Annotated in this window: 18 protein-coding genes; 3 read left to right on the top strand and 15 right to left on the bottom strand. The window is 45.3% G+C overall.

The genetic code is table 11. The features are described from left to right. The first annotated feature begins 48 nt into the window (after positions 1–48). On the top strand, positions 49–1053 hold the full coding sequence (gene add / locus B853_RS00355) for an adenosine deaminase (protein ID WP_010444953.1): 1005 nt from the start codon (positions 49–51) through the stop codon (positions 1051–1053). A gap of 67 nt (positions 1054–1120) precedes the next feature. Here the strand turns inward: add and hemN are convergent, their stop codons facing one another. From hemN to B853_RS00330, 5 genes are all read right to left on the bottom strand, one after another. After that, positions 1121–2512, bottom strand: coding sequence for an oxygen-independent coproporphyrinogen III oxidase (hemN, locus tag B853_RS00350; protein WP_010444951.1), 1392 nt, complete (start codon positions 2510–2512; stop codon positions 1121–1123). A gap of 183 nt (positions 2513–2695) precedes the next feature. Next, positions 2696–3184 (bottom strand): DUF2489 domain-containing protein, encoded by a 489-nt coding sequence (locus B853_RS00345; protein WP_038884226.1) that lies wholly within the window; start codon positions 3182–3184, stop codon positions 2696–2698. A 7-nt stretch (positions 3185–3191) separates the two neighbouring features. Further along, entirely contained in the window at positions 3192–3734 is a 543-nt protein-coding gene (gene yihI, locus B853_RS00340) for a Der GTPase-activating protein YihI (protein ID WP_010444947.1), read from the bottom strand. Then, positions 3734–4372: a class I SAM-dependent methyltransferase gene (locus tag B853_RS00335; RefSeq protein WP_038884225.1), complete on the bottom strand. Its 639-nt coding sequence runs from the start codon at positions 4370–4372 to the stop codon at positions 3734–3736. Before B853_RS00335 ends, yihI begins: the two co-directional genes overlap by 1 nt. 743 nt (positions 4373–5115) lie before the next feature. Next, entirely contained in the window at positions 5116–5733 is a 618-nt protein-coding gene (locus B853_RS00330; protein WP_010444943.1) for a c-type cytochrome, read from the bottom strand. A gap of 159 nt (positions 5734–5892) precedes the next feature. Here B853_RS00330 and yihA point away from each other — a divergent pair, with 159 nt between their 5' ends. Beyond that, positions 5893–6552, top strand: coding sequence for a ribosome biogenesis GTP-binding protein YihA/YsxC (gene yihA, locus B853_RS00325; protein ID WP_010444941.1), 660 nt, complete (start codon positions 5893–5895; stop codon positions 6550–6552). 516 nt (positions 6553–7068) lie between these two features. Here the strand turns inward: yihA and spfP are convergent. From spfP to hemB, 4 genes are all read right to left on the bottom strand, one after another. Next, positions 7069–7116 carry a small protein SpfP gene (gene spfP, locus B853_RS26960; protein ID WP_438356636.1) on the bottom strand — a complete coding sequence of 16 codons (48 nt, stop codon included), beginning with the start codon at positions 7114–7116 and terminating at the stop codon, positions 7069–7071. A gap of 193 nt (positions 7117–7309) precedes the next feature. Beyond that, positions 7310–10102, bottom strand: a complete 2793-nt coding sequence (gene polA, locus B853_RS00315) for a DNA polymerase I (protein WP_010444938.1) — start codon at positions 10100–10102, stop codon at positions 7310–7312. Positions 10103–10706: 604 nt separating this feature from the next. Continuing rightward, entirely contained in the window at positions 10707–11141 is a 435-nt protein-coding gene (locus B853_RS00305) for a GNAT family N-acetyltransferase (protein WP_038884224.1), read from the bottom strand. A gap of 125 nt (positions 11142–11266) precedes the next feature. Beyond that, entirely contained in the window at positions 11267–12328 is a 1062-nt protein-coding gene (hemB, locus tag B853_RS00300; protein ID WP_010444934.1) for a porphobilinogen synthase, read from the bottom strand. Between the two features lie 186 nt (positions 12329–12514). Here hemB and B853_RS00295 point away from each other — a divergent pair, with 186 nt between their 5' ends. Beyond that, positions 12515–13279 (top strand): TatD family hydrolase, encoded by a 765-nt coding sequence (locus tag B853_RS00295; protein WP_038884223.1) that lies wholly within the window; start codon positions 12515–12517, stop codon positions 13277–13279. A 64-nt stretch (positions 13280–13343) separates the two neighbouring features. On the opposite strand, the gene B853_RS00290 is transcribed toward B853_RS00295, so the two are convergent. The 6 genes from B853_RS00290 to B853_RS00265 form a co-directional block, all read right to left on the bottom strand. Beyond that, a complete protein-coding gene (locus B853_RS00290; protein WP_038884222.1) occupies positions 13344–13793 on the bottom strand; it encodes a lysozyme inhibitor LprI family protein in 450 nt (149 codons plus the stop codon). A gap of 271 nt (positions 13794–14064) precedes the next feature. After that, on the bottom strand, positions 14065–14814 hold the full coding sequence (gene tatC, locus B853_RS00285) for a twin-arginine translocase subunit TatC (RefSeq protein WP_005429982.1): 750 nt from the start codon (positions 14812–14814) through the stop codon (positions 14065–14067). A gap of 68 nt (positions 14815–14882) precedes the next feature. Then, positions 14883–15281: a Sec-independent protein translocase protein TatB gene (gene tatB, locus B853_RS00280; RefSeq protein WP_005430029.1), complete on the bottom strand. Its 399-nt coding sequence runs from the start codon at positions 15279–15281 to the stop codon at positions 14883–14885. 3 nt (positions 15282–15284) lie between these two features. Continuing rightward, on the bottom strand, positions 15285–15533 hold the full coding sequence (tatA, locus tag B853_RS00275) for a Sec-independent protein translocase subunit TatA (RefSeq protein WP_005429959.1): 249 nt from the start codon (positions 15531–15533) through the stop codon (positions 15285–15287). A gap of 48 nt (positions 15534–15581) precedes the next feature. Then, complete coding sequence (gene ubiB, locus B853_RS00270) at positions 15582–17216, bottom strand: ubiquinone biosynthesis regulatory protein kinase UbiB (RefSeq protein ID WP_038884221.1); 1635 nt, start codon at positions 17214–17216, stop codon at positions 15582–15584. Then, positions 17213–17848: a ubiquinone biosynthesis accessory factor UbiJ gene (locus tag B853_RS00265; protein ID WP_038884219.1), complete on the bottom strand. Its 636-nt coding sequence runs from the start codon at positions 17846–17848 to the stop codon at positions 17213–17215. Before B853_RS00265 ends, ubiB begins: the two co-directional genes overlap by 4 nt. Between the last annotated feature and the right edge of the window lie 2 nt (positions 17849–17850).

Raw genomic sequence — 17850 nt, 5'->3', positions numbered from 1 at the left:
TACTTAACTGCAATTCTATTCCTGTTCACAATTATCTGGATCGACATAATGATAACTAAGAATCTACCCCTAACAGATTTGCACCGTCACCTCGACGGTAATATCCGCACTCAAACGATTCTCGAACTTGGCCAAAAGTTCGGTGTAGCGCTTCCGGCATACGATATTGAGTCTCTTACACCACACGTTCAAATTGTCGAAGCAGAACCATCTCTTGTAGCTTTCCTTTCTAAGCTAGACTGGGGTGTGGCGGTATTGGGCGATCTAGATGCATGTCGCCGTGTTGCCTACGAAAACGTAGAAGACGCACTTAACGCACAAATTGATTACGCAGAACTTCGCTTCTCGCCTTACTACATGGCAATGAAACACAAACTACCAGTAGCTGGCGTAGTTGAAGCCGTCGTTGATGGTGTGCAAGCGGGCATGCGTGACTTCGGTATTAAAGCAAACCTAATCGGTATCATGAGCCGTACTTTTGGTACAGATGCTTGTCAACAGGAACTGGAAGGTATCCTAAGCCAGAAAGATCACATCGTAGCTGTAGACCTTGCTGGTGATGAACTTGGTCAACCTGGCGATCGTTTTGTTTCTCACTTTAAACAAGTGCGTGATGCTGGTCTAAACGTCACGATTCACGCAGGTGAAGCAGCAGGCGCGGAAAGCATGTGGCAAGCAATTCAAGAGCTTGGTGCAACGCGTATCGGCCATGGCGTTAAAGCAATCCAAGATCCTAAATTGATGGACTACCTTGCAGAAAACCGTATTGGTATTGAATCGTGCCTAACATCAAACTTCCAAACCAGTACGGTTGAGTCACTAGCAAACCACCCACTGAAGCAATTCCTAGATCACGGTGTGCTAGCGTGTCTAAACACGGACGATCCAGCGGTTGAAGGTATTGAGCTACCTTACGAGTACGAAGTGGCAGCACCAGCAGCAGGTCTAACCCAAGAGCAAATTCGCCAGGCGCAAATCAATGGCCTAGACATCGCTTTCCTATCAGATGCAGAAAAAACTGAACTGAAAGAAAAAGTGAAAGATCGCGTTTAATTGCCGCAAAAACATAAAAAAATGCCAGCATCTGCTGGCATTTTTTGTATCCGGAATCTGTAAGAGATTAAATCACGCGAGAGAATTGCTGCTGACGTGCCTTCGCGCGCAGGTACTTGTCAAAACACATACAGATGTTACGAATCAATAGACGGCCACGAAGAGTTACGCGAATTTCGTTGTCATCCACTTCCACCAACTCATCATTGATAAAAGTTTGTAGCAACTCTAAATCTTCTTTGAAGTATTGCTCGAACTTCACGCCAAATTCAGACTCAATCGCTGTCTTATCTAGCTTGAAGTTACAGATAAGCTGTTTGATGACTTCACGACGTAGTAAATCGTCGGCATCCAAAGACACCCCTTTCCACAGCGCATGACGCAGGTCATTCACTTGCGCGTAGTATTTCTTCAACTCTTTTTGGTTTTGCGCATACGCATCACCAATCATTGAAATCGCCGAAACACCAAAGCCTACCAAGTCGCATTCGCCTTGTGTGGTGTAGCCTTGGAAATTACGATGCAAAATGCCTTCACGTTGAGCGACAGCCAGTTCGTCATCCGGCTTAGCAAAGTGATCCATACCGATGAACTGGTAACCTGCACCCGTTAGCGTTGCGATGGTGTCTTGCAGAATCGCCATCTTCTCTTCTGCTTTAGGTAGGTCTTCGTCTTTAATCTTGCGTTGTGCAGCAAATAGTTGAGGCATGTGCGCGTAGTTGAACACGGACAAACGACCCGGCTGCATTTCTAGCACTTGCTCTAATGTCTTAGCAAAAGACGCCTTGGTTTGCTTAGGTAAGCCGTAAATCAAATCAAGGTTAGTAGAGCGGAAGCCAAGTTCTTTCGCACGCGCAACCATAGCAAAGATAAATTCTTCATCTTGTTCACGGTTCACAAGCTGTTGAACTTCTTTGTTGAAGTCCTGCACACCGATGCTCAGGCGATTGAAACCTTCACCACGTAGATGATCCAGCATAGTTAGCTCGATTTCACGTGGGTCGACTTCAATACTAATTTCCGCATCAGCGCTAAAAGAGAACTCTTGGCGCAGCAAGTTCATCACTCGCGTGATTTGCTTTTCAGATAGGAAAGTTGGCGTACCACCACCAAAGTGCAATTGAGTGACTTTACGCTCCCCCAGCAACGATGCACGTTGACGGATCTCGTGCTCAAGTACATCTAGGTATTCGTCTGCTTTGTGCGAATGGCGAGTAATGACTTTATTACAGCCACAGTAGTAGCAAAGCTTATGACAGAACGGAATATGAACGTACAGTGATAACGGACGCTCTGGGTACTGAGTGCATGCCATATCGTAGTCCGAAATGGTGAATGCTTCATGAAACTCCAGTGCCGTTGGGTACGAGGTGTAACGCGGACCGGAATAGTTGTACTTATCCAATACCGTTTGGTCCCAGACGATTTGCTGTTTCGATTCAATATGTTGATTCGACATGGTGGTACTTTCCGTTAAATGCTAGGGAGACGAAAGCCGTCACCCGATATTCAGAAACCGTTATTTTGCCATACCATGATGACAACTACGGTAACCACTGGCGGCTTTTTAAGTATAAAACCAAAGAAGTGCTAGCGTGATCACGTACCCCCGTGACGATAAAGAAACCGTTGGGGGTATCAGTTAGATCATCTGAATATTGATTTGGTTATTCAGTGGCTGAACGCTTTTCTGCAACACTTTGAGCTCTTCGATGATCGCGTCTGTTAAGCGCTGTTCTGCTTTGTGACGCGTCAGGTTCTGCTGCATACGCTCTTTCTTCGCAAGTTGCTGACGATCTTCGCCACGCGCCATATCTTTCACAACATGGTAAAGCTCAGAAATAGCAGGATATGTGGTGTCGAAATCGACACGGTCTTCACCTTGAACATAGTCCATGATGTTGTAAACACGGATACTGATTTCAGACAAATCACACTGACCTTGGATTCCCGCCTGACACAGGGTATGCACGTTCTCAAAAATGTTGGCATTACGCTTATCAATCGCCAACTTTTGATGCTTCAGCTGCAATTCCTTTTGCTTTTTCAATTGAAGCAGAAGGTAACCTGCATAAGAAGCCAGCGCGATAATTATCACTGCACCTGCAATCGCTAATAAGGTTACATTCATGAATTACTTATCCTTTGTAGTCGTCGAAGTTGATATCGTCGAAGTCTGCGAGTAAATCGTCATCGTTACGAGAACCTTTCGCTGCTGGTGCAGTGAAGTCTTCCTCTTCTTCCGGCTCTAGTAGACCTAGTTGGTCCATCAGCTTCTCGATGCGATCTAGCTTCTCGTCTACATATTTCTGTAAACCAGTACCTAGGTTCTCACCCGCTTCGATACGATCCAACAACACGTTCAATTGCGCATCGTTTTCTAGCATCTCTAGCTCTTGCTCAGCAGATAGACGACGCTCTTGTTTGGTTTGCTTCTTCGCTGGCTCAACAATCAGAGGAATCTTCTTCTTGCTGCCTAGGCGAGGATCGCGTTTTTGCGCTGCTGCTTGTTTCTTCTGCTCTTCAGCGTCAGAGTTGCGGCTACCGGTCTTCAAGCCTTTACGCTTTTTCGCGCGCTTGCGTAGACGGCCTTCTACATCTGATTCTGTACGGTTACGAGTTACAACAAACTCAGGTGCGCCAGAGGCACCCGGCTTTCTTGATTTCTTTTTACGGCTCATTACTGGGTCTTCCTCAGTAAAATTACATCATTACCAATAAATTCGAGTTCGAGCTTATCCCGCTCTGCTAGGAACTGGAACGTGTCACGGCTAAAGAACACCACATGCGTAGGATCGTTCTTATAGTGCCATGTCCGAAAGGCTTCTACGTCGATGACCATTTTCGTCATCAGGCCTATCCAGCCACCTGGCTTAACTAAATTCAACCATTGCTTCCACACCATATCTGGGTGGTAGAGGTGTTCGATCACCTCTGTTGCTGTCATGAAATCATACTGCCTTTCTAGCACCGATGTATCTGGGTGGTAGTAAAGATCGTACAACGCCATGTTGTGCCCCGCTTCTTCTAACATTAAGGAAAGCGTTGGGCCCGGACCACAACCAAAGTCGATTCCGTTCGATTGTGGTGAAATTCGCTCTGCGACTGGGTCAGCAATTCGCGCCAAAAAGCGGCGATATCCCATATCTTCAGGATTGTTCTCATGCAGATCATAGTGAGCTTTTTCAGTTTCCGCATCCAAACGTTGGTCTGGATTGACGAATACCAAACTGCACTGCTCACACTGAAGATACTCGCGTTGCTTGTCTTCAAAAAAGTGGTGAGTGCGCTGATTCTGGCATAAAGGACAGGTGTGCATGCTGACTTCCTCAAACAGGGATGCGAAACATACCAGAAAGTAGACTCAGATTGGAGTGTTACTGGATACTTTTTCAGCAGTTTTTGTTAAAAAAGTTTTTATCGGAATTGAAGATATAAAAAAAGCGACAGTGAGACTGTCGCTTTCTGAATGCCACCTATAGCGGCGAAACTGTGTTGCACTCATTTGGTGCACCAAGAATCCTTTTGTTTTTCAAGCTTTCCCTGCCAAAAAGTGTTGTTCTTCATCTTCCTGATGAGTTTTGGCTATCCGTTCACTTCCTGTCTACTGAGCTACTTCCTGAGCTTGATCCATTTCACTGTCTTAACCGTTAGACGAGATGACCATCCATATCTGATAGGCTCCTTGCCTATCTAAGTCCCTTTTCCGACTACCAAACGTCCTTCGTTTGCGTCCTTGGAGACCTTATATCCATGGTCTAAATTCCTGTGATTCACTCCTTGTGAACAGCTTCTACTTTACAGATTGGATAAAAACCGACAAGTCATAGAAAGAAATTATTGATAGGATTTTCTCTCCCAAAACAAATTACCCAACCTATCAACAACTTAAAACAAGAAGCGAGAAATCACATCGATCAAGTATGGCGAATGTCTCACAAAGTACCGAGCTAACTACGCTTTTGGAGGGAAGTTCACGAGTGATCAAAATCACGAACAAAAATGCCCCAGCGAAAACGCTAGGGCATATTTGTATAACTGTGCTCGAACTTTGTAGGGGATTTAGTGCAGACCGCCAACGTATTTCGACAGAGTTTCGATATCTTCATCTGTCATTTTTTTCGCGATATCACGCATCATGGCGTTCATATCGTTTTCACGATTACCATCGCGGAATTTGATCAGCTGAGCTTTGATGTAGTCAGCGTGCTGACCAGAAATTTTAGGGAAACCTGAAAGCTCAGTGCCGTTACCACGAGGGCCGTGACATGCGATACATGCGGTTAAACCGCGCTCTGCATCACCAGCTGTGTACAGTGTTTTACCTTTAGCCACCACATCTTCTGGTGTTGACTGCTCTGAAATAGGCAGCGAGGCATAGTACGCAGAAAGATCAGCGATATCTGTATCGGTTAATGGCATAGCCATGCCACTCATAACCGGGTCGTAACGACCTTGTTTACCACCGCTTGTCATACCAAGCTTTAGATCTTTCAACTGCTTCTCAAGATACTTAGCGTGCTGACCTGCTAGTTTAGGGTACATTGCGATTGCACTGTTGCCATCTGCTCCATGACAGGCGACACAGGTTTGTGATTTTGCTTTACCAGCTTCAATACTACCTTGGGCCCATACTGAGCAGCTGGCTAAAAGACTCAAAATTAGCGCTAATTTCTTCATGACATTCCATTATAATTATCAAGCTTCCAGTACCACGGAATGTGAACATACCGTGTACACTCATGGTACAATAGGCGACCTTATGCCGAGCACGGTTATTTTACACAATTTCACAAAAAAGTAATCAATCGACTACACAAAGTCGAGATGGAGTTAACAGTGAGCGTAAAAATTCATTACCAAAACACGCATTTCATCACCAGCGCACCCGATATTCGTCACTTACCAGAGGACGAAGGTGTCGAAATTGCGTTTGCAGGACGCTCAAACGCTGGTAAATCGAGTGCACTTAACCGTCTAACTAACCAAAAGAGCTTAGCCAAGACATCAAAGACCCCTGGTCGTACTCAATTGATCAACCTTTTCAAAGTGGAAGAAGGTTGTCACATTGTTGATTTGCCTGGGTACGGTTTTGCTCAAGTTCCTGTTGAGATGAAAAATAAGTGGCAGAAATCACTAGGTGAATACCTGCAAAAACGCGAATGTCTGAAAGGCTTAGTGGTTCTGATGGACATTCGCCACCCAATGAAAGATCTCGACCAGCAAATGATCTTCTGGGCTATCGACAGCCGCATCCCTGTTCAAGTTCTTCTGACTAAAGCAGACAAACTGAAAAGCGGTGCTCGCAAACAAACGCTACTAAAAATCCGCAAGCAAGTGGAGACATTTGGTGGTGACGTATCAGTTGACGTGTTCTCTTCACTGAAAGGTCTGGGTGTCGATCAGCTGCGTGCCAAACTGGACACTTGGTTTGCACCTGCATTTGCACACTTGATTGAAGAAGACGAGCAAGATGCTCAAGAGAGCGGCGAAGAATAATTAACAAAATTTGTTAAAACTTTTCGACACAGCCCTGCCTTTTGGTGGGGCTTTTGTTTATTTGCTACCCAAAACTGTGAATTTCAGGCAATAAAAATCCCCACCTTCCTGGCAGGGATAACGGGAGAGAAAAATTGGTAATTATTGTTATGTGGCGAAGCATTACCGAACTAAGATTCGATTTCAATAGGTTAAAAAGTAATCTTATTTCCTGCCTCGAGCCAAACACTCCCACCCCAACCTTACAATAATTTTAATATTCAGATAGTTAAGTCAGGTTGAACATCAAAAATGCGTCACTTAGTTTCTTTCAAGAAAAAATAATAGTGTGACTGGTGTAAATTTACAGGATGAATAACGCAATAAATTTGAGGGAAAAATCGAGACTTTGCAGTGACTTAGAAACGTCAGAAGAGAAGATTTTTGAGGGTTTAATTTAAATTACTGATCAATAAGAAAAATTTCCTTTCGCCCAATAAAAAACGCCCCAGTCAAAAACTGACTGGGGCGGCTGAATCAGCCTAATCCAATAACGTGAAACAAAAGGTCTGAAAGATAGAACATCTTACCTCTGTACCCTACGAGAGATAATGTACAACAATTGGTCAGATTTGCAAAGAACTTTTGTAGTTTTTTTTCATTAATCTTTTATTAAGCAACAACAATTATCACAATCAAATCGCTTTTTTATTAGCACAAAAAAGCCAGCGTTTGTGCGCTGGCTCATAATAAATCGACCAAATTGGCTTAAAAATGACTAGTGTGCTTGATCCCAGTTATCGCCATGACCAGCATCAGCGACTAGAGGCACTTTCAGCTCTGCTGCAGATTCCATCAAATTCTGTACTTTACTTTCAATTTCGGACAAAGACGACTCTTCAACTTCAAACACCAATTCATCGTGCACTTGCATCAGAAGTTTCACACGACCGTTGCCTTCTTCTTGAATCCACTGATCAACCAGTAGCATCGCTTTCTTGATGATATCTGCTGCGGTGCCTTGCATCGGTGCGTTGATCGCTGCACGCTCTGCCGCTTTACGGCGCATACCGTTACGCGATTGGATTTCAGGCAGGTGCAGGCGACGACCAAAGATAGTTTCTACATACCCTTGGGCAGAAGCCGCACTGCGCGTGTCTTCCATGTACTGCATCACGCCTGGGTAACGCTCAAAGTACTTGTCCATGTACGCTTGTGCTTCACCACGCGGAATGCCTAGCTGCTTCGCCAAACCAAATGCACTCATGCCGTAGATAAGGCCAAAGTTAACCGCTTTTGCGCGACGACGCTGCTCGCTGGAAACATCCTCAATTGCAACGCCCATAATTTCTGCAGCCGTCGCCGCATGGATATCTTTGCCATGGCGGAATGCATCAAGCAGCGCTTGGTCATCCGATAAGTGCGCCATAATACGCAATTCAATCTGCGAGTAGTCGACAGCCAGAATCTTGTACCCTGTAGGAGCAATAAATGCTTGGCGAATACGGCGACCTTCTTCGTTACGAATTGGGATATTCTGCAAGTTAGGATCGGTCGATGATAGACGACCCGTTGCGGTTACCGCTTGATGATAAGACGTGTGTACACGACCCGTTGATGGATTGATCATCTTCGGCAATTTGTCAGTGTATGTGGATTTTAGCTTCGCCAGACCACGGTACTCCAAAATCAGTTTTGGTAGTGGGTAGTCCAAAGCCAGCTCTTGCAGCACTTCTTCATTGGTAGAAGGCGTACCTGAAGGCGTCTTCTTAATAACCGGTAGACCCATTTTCTCAAATAGGATTGCTTGCAGCTGCTTAGGTGAGTTCATGTTGAACTCTTGTTCCGCAATCTCGTAGGCTTTTTGCTCAAGCTCTTCAAGACGAGCTGCGATTTCTACCGACTGCGCGCCCAACTTCATGTCATCAATCAGTACACCAGTGCGCTCAATACGAGACAACACTGGCACGAGTGGCATTTCAATCTCTTCGTAAACCGTTTTTAGCTTTTCATCTTGATCGATGTTCGCCGATAGACGGTTGTGTAGACGAAGTGTCACGTCCGCATCTTCTGCCGCGTATGGAGAAGCTTCATCAAGCTCAATTTGGTTGAAGGTTAGCTGGTTCTTACCTTTGCCTGCGATTTGTTCGAATGAAATACAGCTGTGCTGCAGGAATCGCAGTGCCAAGCTGTCCATATCGTGCTTACCACCAACACTGTTGTATACGTAAGATGCCAACATGGTGTCGTGCTTGATGCCTTTCATCTCAATGCCGTAGCGAGCCAGCACCGACGCGTCGTATTTTAGGTTCTGACCGACTTTGGCTTGAGCCTCATCTTCAAGAATCGGCTTTAGCTGTGCCAATACCCAATCACGATCCAGTTGCTGCGGCGCATCTAGGTAGTCGTGAGCCACTGGTACATAAGCAGCAATGCCTTCATCTGTTGCAAATGACAAACCAACCAAGTTTGCCACCATGTAATCTAGGCTGTCGGTTTCGGTATCAAACGCGAATAACTCCGATGCTTTTAGTTTGTCTAACCAAGCATTGAATGAAGCTTCATCTAGGATGGTTTCGTATTGGCTACGGTCGATTTTTACCGCTGAGGTATCCATATCGGCTTTAGATGAAGCAGAACCACCACGCGCTGCGCCAGTTGATTCATCCGCTTCAACCACGCCTGTGCCGCCTTCTAAGAGCTCATTTAGCCAAGATTTAAACGTCAACTGACCGTACAGTTTGATCAGCTCATCTGTGCTTGGTTCTGCTTTTAGCAATGATTCTGGCGTCTCTTCCAGCTCCACATCAAGCTTTATGGTGGCAAGCTCGTAAGACAGCATGGCATTGTCTTTGTTGTCGACTAGCTTCTTCGCCATGGTTTTCGAGCCACGGAAGCCAAGTGCAGCGATATCATCAAGGTTTTCGTACAGCTTTGTCAGACCGCCAATGCCTTGTAGCAGAGCCGTTGCGGTTTTGTCACCGACACCCGGAACGCCAGGAATGTTATCAACTTTATCGCCCATCAACGCTAGGTAGTCGATGATCAATTCTGGTGGGATACCAAACTTCTCAACGACACCTTCGCGATCCATCACGACGTTGGTCATGGTGTTGATCAAGGTAACGTTGTCATCCACCAGCTGCGCCATATCTTTATCGCCAGTACTGATCAAAACAGGCATGCCTTGCTGCGATGCCTGATAAGCCAGAGTACCGATCACATCATCGGCCTCTACACCAGGAATACAGATTAGAGGCAGACCCATGGCACGAATGACGTTGTGCAGTGGTTCAATCTGGCAACGAAGATCATCCGGCATTGGTGGGCGATTTGCTTTGTATTCCGGGTACATATCGTCACGGAAGGTTTTACCCTTCGCATCGAAAACCACTGCGATACGATCAGAAGCGAACTGGCGCATCATGCTGCGTAACATGTTCACCACACCGTAAACAGCGTTAGTTGGGATTTCACCGTTACTCATCGTGCCAGGGTAAGCGTGAAAAGCGCGATATAGATAAGAAGAGCCGTCGATCAGAATCAACGGATTTTCAGGAATACTTGCCATAATTGTCTGTATCCAAATCAGTACTTAATAGATCTGCTTAGAATGCCATGACTACTGATCCGAATCTATCTTGTTCGCTCGATCCAGCTCTCGTAAATATCCCCGTTTCATACAAACAAAAGCCACCAAGCTGTGGATAACTCTGTTAGTAGAAATTATCCACTGGTTTTCCTCAACTTAAAAAAACTGCAAAATAGCAATTTAAACCTTTGTTTTTTAAAAAAATATTTATAAAAAGACGAAAAGATCAACGATCCTAAAATGATCATGTTATGTGGAAAAGTTAAAAATGATGGCGTCAAATAGAAAAATTAGAAAAGAAAAAGCGACCCATATAGGGTCGCCTAGCAGAAGCGGTAAAGCTATTTCCATTTGTATGGCAGCTTGACCAAGAAGCTATAAATTACACTGGAAGCAATGTGAGCAATGTCGTGTCAAAAAGAATTCGTGCAAGTTCTGGGAAAATGTTTCATTACCTTCTCAACACTTGGTTAATTAGCAATTCAACGTCCTTGTGAACTTTCCTCATTCCCTAAGACAGGTTTAATAATAATGATTCTCATTTGACAGTCAATAGCTAAATGAGAAAAAATCTCATTTATTTTTATAGCGCCTTAATAAAGTGGACTCGAGACTCACGCAAGTTAGGTTTTTCTTCAAATTTTTCAATGATGTAATCATTTCTTAGCAACAAACGGAGCATGGCAGGAAATTGGTTACGTGATTTCACTTTTAAGGTTTTATAGCCCTGCTCAGCGACCCAGTCCTCTTGAGCTTCTAACAACATCTGCGCAACACCCTCATTGCGCGCTTCTGGCGCTACGCCACCGAACCAGCTGTAGAATGAGTGATCATCTAGCTCATAACCAATTTTAAAGCCAAGGATCGCGCCTGCTTTCTCAGCCACTAAGATTAAACTTTTTTTATCTCCAAGGCGCCCTGCCATGGATTCAACCGTCTCACCACGTGCAAACTCAGTAACACGAGTCACCACTTGGATCGCTTCTTCCAGCGTGCCTTCACGAATCAGCATTGTCATTGTCTTACTCTCCAGAAATAAATATACCCAAGTAACTTCAAGCCGTGTGTATTCCGTCTTGAGGGTACTTGGGTATATTCAGACCGACAACAATTGTCGGCCTGGCTTTTCTCATTGAGCGATAATTACTCTTCTGTCGCTTCTTGAGTCTTTACTAGGTGCTCTGCAGCTTGTGCGTTTTCTTCCGCTAACCACTCAGCTACGTCTTTCGCGAAGTAAGTCAGGATGCCATCAGCACCGGCACGTTTGAAACAAAGCAGAGATTCCATCACGGTCTCACGCTCTTTCAACCAACCATTCATGATGGCCGCTTTGTGCATCGCATACTCACCAGAAACTTGGTAAGCGAATGTTGGAACTTGAAGCTCAGTCTTAACACGGCGAACCACATCAAGGTAAGGCATACCAGGCTTAACCATCACCATGTCTGCGCCTTCATTGATGTCGAGTGCTACTTCATGTAGCGCTTCATCGCTGTTTGCAGGATCCATTTGGTAGTTTTTCTTGTTGCCACCTTTTAGGTTCGATGCTGAACCGACCGCATCACGGAATGGACCGTAGTAGTTTGATGCGTACTTCGCAGAGTAAGCCATGATTTGAGTATGGATGTGACCCGCTTCTTCTAGTGCTTCACGGATTTTACCGATACGGCCATCCATCATATCTGATGGTGCAACCACGTCTGCGCCCGCTTCTGCGTGAGACAGCGCTTGTTTTACAAGAACTTCGGTTGTTTCATCATTCATCACGTAGCCATCTTCATCGATGATGCCGTCTTGGCCGTGTGTAGTGAATGGGTCGAGTGCCACGTCTGTGATCACACCGATTTGAGGTACGTGCTCTTTTAATGCACGTACTGCGCGCTGAACCAAACCTTCAGGATTGTAGGCTTCAGCCGCACATAAGCTTTTAGCGTCTTGGTTTACGACAGGGAAAAGCGCGATTGCTGGTACGCCTAGGTTCGCTAGGTATTGTGCTTCTTCTAGCATTAAATCAATCGACAAACGCTCTACACCCGGCATCGATTCAACACTTTCACGGCGATCTTTACCCATTAAAACAAACATTGGGTAAATCAGATCGTTTACTGAAACTTGGTTTTCAGCCATCAGACGACGACTAAAATCGTGCTTACGCATACGACGCATACGGCGTGCAGGGAATGGACCTTGAATTGATACAGACACCACTTTCTCCTTGTCTGGAAGGTTACGATGATCAAATCATCTGGTGGCAAAATCATATCACTCTTGATGCACCTTGCGAGCAGCAATATGGAAAAACGGCATGAAAAAAACCGAAAATGACCCAGCACTCACACTCAAGTATACTTCTCACTAATTCCATGCACCGATAACCCATAGAGACCAACGATGATCGATACTCACGCTCATATTTACGCTAGCGAATTTGATAACGACCGCGACGAGGTGGTGAAGCGCGCTTTAGAACAAGGCATTGATAAAATTCTGCTGCCGAACATCGATCTTGAATCTATTGAGCCGATGCTAAAAACCGAAGCAACTTACCCTGAGGTTTGTCGTTCAATGATGGGGCTACACCCTTGTTACGTGGACGGCAATGTGGAACAAACACTGGATATCATTCGCGGTTGGTTTGATAAGCACAACTTCATTGCAGTGGGCGAAATCGGTATCGATCTGTACTGGGATAAAACTTTCCGCGCAGAGCAAGAGATGGCGTTTGTGACTCAGTTAAACTGGGCTAAAGAGATGGATTTACCTGTCGTTATCCACACTCGTGATTCGATTGAAGAAACGCTGACCTTACTTCGTCAAGAACAAGACGGTCGCTTACGTGGTGTATTCCACTGTTTTGGCGGTAGCGTAGAAGAAGCGCAAGCGATCAACGAGCTAGGATTCCACTTAGGTCTGGGTGGTGTCTCTACGTTTAAAAATGGTGGTATGGATAAGGTCATCCCGCATCTGGATATGGACTGGGTAATTCTAGAAACAGACTGCCCATACCTAGCGCCTGTACCACATCGTGGTAAACGTAACGAGCCGGCTTATACTTCGTTGGTGGCAGCACGCGTAGCGGAATTGCTTGAAGTGCCAATCGAGGAAGTGGATCGCATCACCACTAATAATGCAGAAAAGTTGTTTGCTCTATCATAAGGCCATCTTTAGATAATCATATTGAAGCGGCAAACTGTTGACCGCTTCAAACAACTGACCAAACCTAGTAGTTCTTCACATAATCATACAGTTGGGTCGTTCTCGATTTAATTACGCTCGCTTTGTAATGGAATCGCGATAACCTTGAGGAAGTACCAAAGTTTTCTTGTACCCAATTAACATCAATAAACTCAAATTCTGCATCGCGATATTTAATCCACTGACGTTGTGATTGCTTTAAGTTATCAAATTCTTTTGAAGGTATTTTTTCTCTAGCCAAACCATAGGCGTTGTTCAATTCTGAATCCAGAAAATCCATATAGTTAGAGTATTTTGCCAACACATCAACACCTGTTGAATCTATTACATTCAACTGACTCTCGTATTGACTCACAACTTCCAAATACCGTTGGGTATAATCAACAGCATCAGGGTTATCGATTGCAAAGCTAGAACTGGAAAAAAAGACAAAACAATAAGTCAGGATATATGTCATTAACTTCTTACCAGCCACGAGAAACTCCTAAAGATATCAATAGATTCATTAACTTACTTTCCTTGTTATTCACAGGATACTAATTCACTCCACTACTTAAGTCTGTAAATGCTATGAGCGTTTATAACTACCTAATAGTTTTTCGACGGCCTTCTACATTATGGGGTTTTCTGTTGCATAACATTGTCAGCACTAACGCCTCCGTACTCCTTATTCCAATACAAAAAACCCTGCTAAAAGCAGGGCTCTATATTCAATTAATGGAAGGTGTAGACCTATAACTTCAGACTTACTCTTCCACTTCTTCTTGTTCGTCGTCTTTACGTGTGTAGAAACGCGCGAAGAACAAACCCACCTCAAACAGCAAACACATCGGAATTGCAAGTAGGGTTTGCGAGATCATATCCGGCGGCGTCAATAGCATGCCGACAATAAACGCACACACAATAATGTATGGGCGCTTCTCTTTCAGATCTTGTGGTGTGGTTGCGCCAGTCCAACATAGCAAGATAATCGCTACAGGCACTTCAAACGCGATACCAAACGCCATAAACAGCGCCAGAACAAAATCAAGGTAACTCGAGATGTCGGTTGCGAACTCTACCCCACCAAGAGAGATAGCAGTAAAGAAGCCAAACACCAGCGGGAATACCACGAAGTAGGCAAACGCCACGCCGCAATAGAACAACAGTGAGCTCGAGAACAGCAGTGGCATGATCAATCGACGTTCATGCTTGTACAAGCCCGGAGCAACAAATGCCCACACTTGGTACAAGATAAACGGCACCGCAATAAACACCGAAGCAATCAAGGTTAGCTTCAAAGGCGTGAAAAACGGTGAAGCCACATCAGTAGCAATCATCGTGGCACCTTCAGGTAGACGCTCTACCAAAGGCGCTGAGACAAACTCGTAAATGTGGTTAGAGAAGTAAATTAGTCCAACAAACACCACCAATACTGCAGCAATGGCTTTGAGCAGTCGGTTGCGAAGTTCTAATAAATGACTAATTAAAGGTTGTGTCTGCTCGACGGTAGACATGGCAAACCTCTTTTTTAAAACCTGATCAAAAAGGAGCTACCAATCACTAGTAGCTCCTCCTAATGAGACTATTCGGCTTTCTTATCTGCCGCTGTAACCTTAATCTCTTCCGCTTTCTCAACGGTTTCAGTCGCAGGTGCCTCTTGTTTAGGCTCCGCTTCTGATTTGGTTGGCTCCGCGTAAGGGCGGTTTACAGATTGCGCCGCTTTCTTCAACTCTTCGACTGAAGATTTCAGCTCAGGAGATAGATCATCCATCCCCATTTGCTCAGCTTTGCGCAAGTTTTCTTGCAGTTCTTGAACTTTCAGCTCGTGTGACAACTCGTCTTTGACGCTGTTTGCCATACTCTTCGCTGCTCCGACAAAACGAGAGACACTGCGGATGGCATGTGGCAAACGCTCGGGACCAAGAACAACCAGACCAACAACAGATATTAATACCAGTTCCCAAAAACCGATATCAAACACGTTTTACGCCTGCTCTTTGTCTTTTTTCGATTCAGGAGCTGCTTCTTTCTTTTGCTGCTCTTCTAGACTTTTTGGCTCGAAGTCTGCGTCTTTGTCGTCTTTCTTCGCAGGCTCATCTTCGCTCATTGCTTTTTTGAAGCCCTTAACGGCACCACCCAGATCGCCACCGATACCGCGTAGTTTCTTAGTTCCGAATAGCAATACAACAATTACAGCAATGATTAGAAGTTGCCAAACACTGATACCACCCATTCTTTTTACCTCGGGTCTTTAAACAAATTTATTTCAAGAGTTTAACGTCTATCGACGATAAGCTCGCCAACTAAGCAACCAAAATGTGACCCCTGCGATACCGCAGGCCATCGATAGCTGCTCATAAGCGTTATCCACCAATATTGCCGAGCATACGACTAAAGTGGCTCCAACACCAAATAAAAACTTTCCTGTCGCCTGCTGACGCTTACTCTGACGGTAACCTTGGTAAAGCAGATCCATGCGTTGATTCATGGCTTTGCCTTGTTTGAGGCTATCGTAAAGCAGCTCCGGCAGTTCCGGTAACTTCTCTGCCCAAAACGGCGCGCGGTCTTTAATGGCATTCACTAAAGCTTGCGGACCGACTTGGTTCATCATCCATTCTTCAAGGAAAGGTTTCGCGGTCTCCCACAAATCAAGTTGCGGGTACAACTGGCGACCCAGTCCTTCGACGTACAACAGCGTTTTTTGTAGCAACACAAGCTGCGGCTGCACTTCCATATTGAATCGACGCGCTGTGTTGAACAGGTTCAACAGTACGTGACCGAAAGAGATCTCACAAAGTGGCTTGGCAAAGATTGGCTCACACACAATGCGAATCGCAAATTCAAATTCATCGACATTGGTATCGGCAGGCACCCACCCCGAATCAACGTGTAATTCCGCTACGCGGCGGTAATCACGATTGAAGAAAGCGAGGAAGTTTTCCGCCAGATATCGTTTGTCTTCACTATTAAGTGTACCAACGATCCCGCAATCGAGCCCAATCCACATAGGATTCTCTGGATGCTCCGGCTTAACAAACACGTTGCCTGGGTGCATGTCGGCATGGAAAAAGCTATCTCGGAACACCTGAGTGAAGAACACACTCACACCGCGTTCCGCGAGCAGTTTCATATTGGTACCATTCGCTTCCAAGCCTTCAATATCAGAGACTTGGATGCCATATATTCGCTCAGAAACCATGACAGTTTCATTACTAAAGTCAGGAAAAACTTCTGGTACGTAAAGCTCTTCACTGCCTTCGAAGTTGCGACGCAGTTGAATCGCGTTCGCCGCTTCGCGACGCAAATCGAGTTCATCAAGTAAGGTTTTTTCGTACTCACGAACCACTTCGACCGGTTTTAAACGACGTGCTTCAGGCATCGCTCCGGCGACTATACGCGCCATTCGGTGCATCAGTTTTAGATCTGAATCAATCACCGGACGAATATCTGGACGGATGACCTTTAATACCACTTCTTGGTTAGTGTCTTTTAAACGCGCGGTATGCACCTGAGCAATCGACGCAGACGCTAACGGTTTGATATCAAATTCAGTAAACCAGTTTTCTAATGGTCCGCCCAAAGCGAGTTCCATTTGCTCCTTCGCAAGCTGCCCATCAAATGGCGCAACTTGGTCTTGCAAAAGCGCAAGAGGATCGGCGATATGCGGAGGGAAAAGGTCACGGCGGGTCGACATCATCTGACCAAACTTAATCCAAACCGGGCCAAGTTCTTGCAGAGCGAGGCGAAGACGCTCACCTAACGGTTTATCTGGGTGCTTGTTCTTAATCCAGAATAGGCTTTTGCGCATCAAAAGCGGTGCTTTGGTCAGTTGATGATCAGGCAACAACTCATCCAAGCCGTATTCCAGCTGAACTTTAATGATTTGGTATAAGCGCTTTATTTCTGCTGGCGTCATGAGTTCTCCAGCGCAGACTTATCCGAGTCGAATTTGTTTAGTAGTGCGTTTAGGCGCACTTCAACGCGAGAAGCTTGGCTGCGAACGTCATCCACTTGGTCACAGAAGTGGGCGATTTCCAGCGGTGCTGGCGCCAGTTTCCACTCTTCTGTTACCACTTGAGCAAGATGGCGTTGATGTTTTTCTGCTTGAGAAGCAAAGAAGCCGCCGACGTTTTTGGTGCCTTGCACAAAAGTATGCGCCACGACATCACCTGTCACGCGAGACAACCATTCTTCGATGTCAGGTTTGCAATCCACCATTAATTGAGAGAATTTCTGTGCCAATTGAATGTCACCTTCAAGCTCAAGTTTGTCTTGCTTGATAAGGCGGGTGATGTTGGCTTGATCGCGCAGCTCAGGCAGGACGCTTAGATTCAGCGACAGATAACAATCTGGCTGACCTTCGTAGTTGCCCAAAACATCGATTTGCTGGCTGAAGATGAACGTCAATGTCTTATTGATTTCTTTCAGATGAATTTGAATCACCTGACCTTTAAGACGTGACAAACGACGACCCAATTCAGGATCGTCTTTAATCAGCGTATTTAGTGTCGTTTCAATAACGGCGGTGATAAGAGGTTCAAATGGCATAC

The sequence above is a fragment of the Vibrio rotiferianus CAIM 577 = LMG 21460 genome (assembly GCF_002741985.1).
In the GTDB taxonomy this organism is placed as follows: Bacteria; Pseudomonadota; Gammaproteobacteria; order Enterobacterales; family Vibrionaceae; genus Vibrio; species Vibrio rotiferianus.
Note: the sequence above shows the minus strand (reverse complement) of the source record. Positions and strands in the feature narration are given on the sequence as shown.

Coding starts and splice junctions, on each gene's coding strand:
- polA (WP_010444938.1), bottom strand. CDS start 10,102: ATGGCAAGTATTCCTGAAAATCCGTTGATTCTGATCGACGGCTCTTCT.
- ubiB (WP_038884221.1), bottom strand. CDS start 17,216: ATGACGCCAGCAGAAATAAAGCGCTTATACCAAATCATTAAAGTTCAG.
- B853_RS00305 (WP_038884224.1), bottom strand. CDS start 11,141: ATGACAATGCTGATTCGTGAAGGCACGCTGGAAGAAGCGATCCAAGTG.
- B853_RS00295 (WP_038884223.1), top strand. CDS start 12,515: ATGATCGATACTCACGCTCATATTTACGCTAGCGAATTTGATAACGAC.
- add (WP_010444953.1), top strand. CDS start 49: ATGATAACTAAGAATCTACCCCTAACAGATTTGCACCGTCACCTCGAC.
- yihI (WP_010444947.1), bottom strand. CDS start 3,734: ATGAGCCGTAAAAAGAAATCAAGAAAGCCGGGTGCCTCTGGCGCACCT.
- tatA (WP_005429959.1), bottom strand. CDS start 15,533: ATGGGTGGTATCAGTGTTTGGCAACTTCTAATCATTGCTGTAATTGTT.
- hemN (WP_010444951.1), bottom strand. CDS start 2,512: ATGTCGAATCAACATATTGAATCGAAACAGCAAATCGTCTGGGACCAA.
- B853_RS00265 (WP_038884219.1), bottom strand. CDS start 17,848: ATGCCATTTGAACCTCTTATCACCGCCGTTATTGAAACGACACTAAAT.
- tatC (WP_005429982.1), bottom strand. CDS start 14,814: ATGTCTACCGTCGAGCAGACACAACCTTTAATTAGTCATTTATTAGAA.
- B853_RS00345 (WP_038884226.1), bottom strand. CDS start 3,184: ATGAATGTAACCTTATTAGCGATTGCAGGTGCAGTGATAATTATCGCG.
- B853_RS00330 (WP_010444943.1), bottom strand. CDS start 5,733: ATGAAGAAATTAGCGCTAATTTTGAGTCTTTTAGCCAGCTGCTCAGTA.
- B853_RS00335 (WP_038884225.1), bottom strand. CDS start 4,372: ATGCACACCTGTCCTTTATGCCAGAATCAGCGCACTCACCACTTTTTT.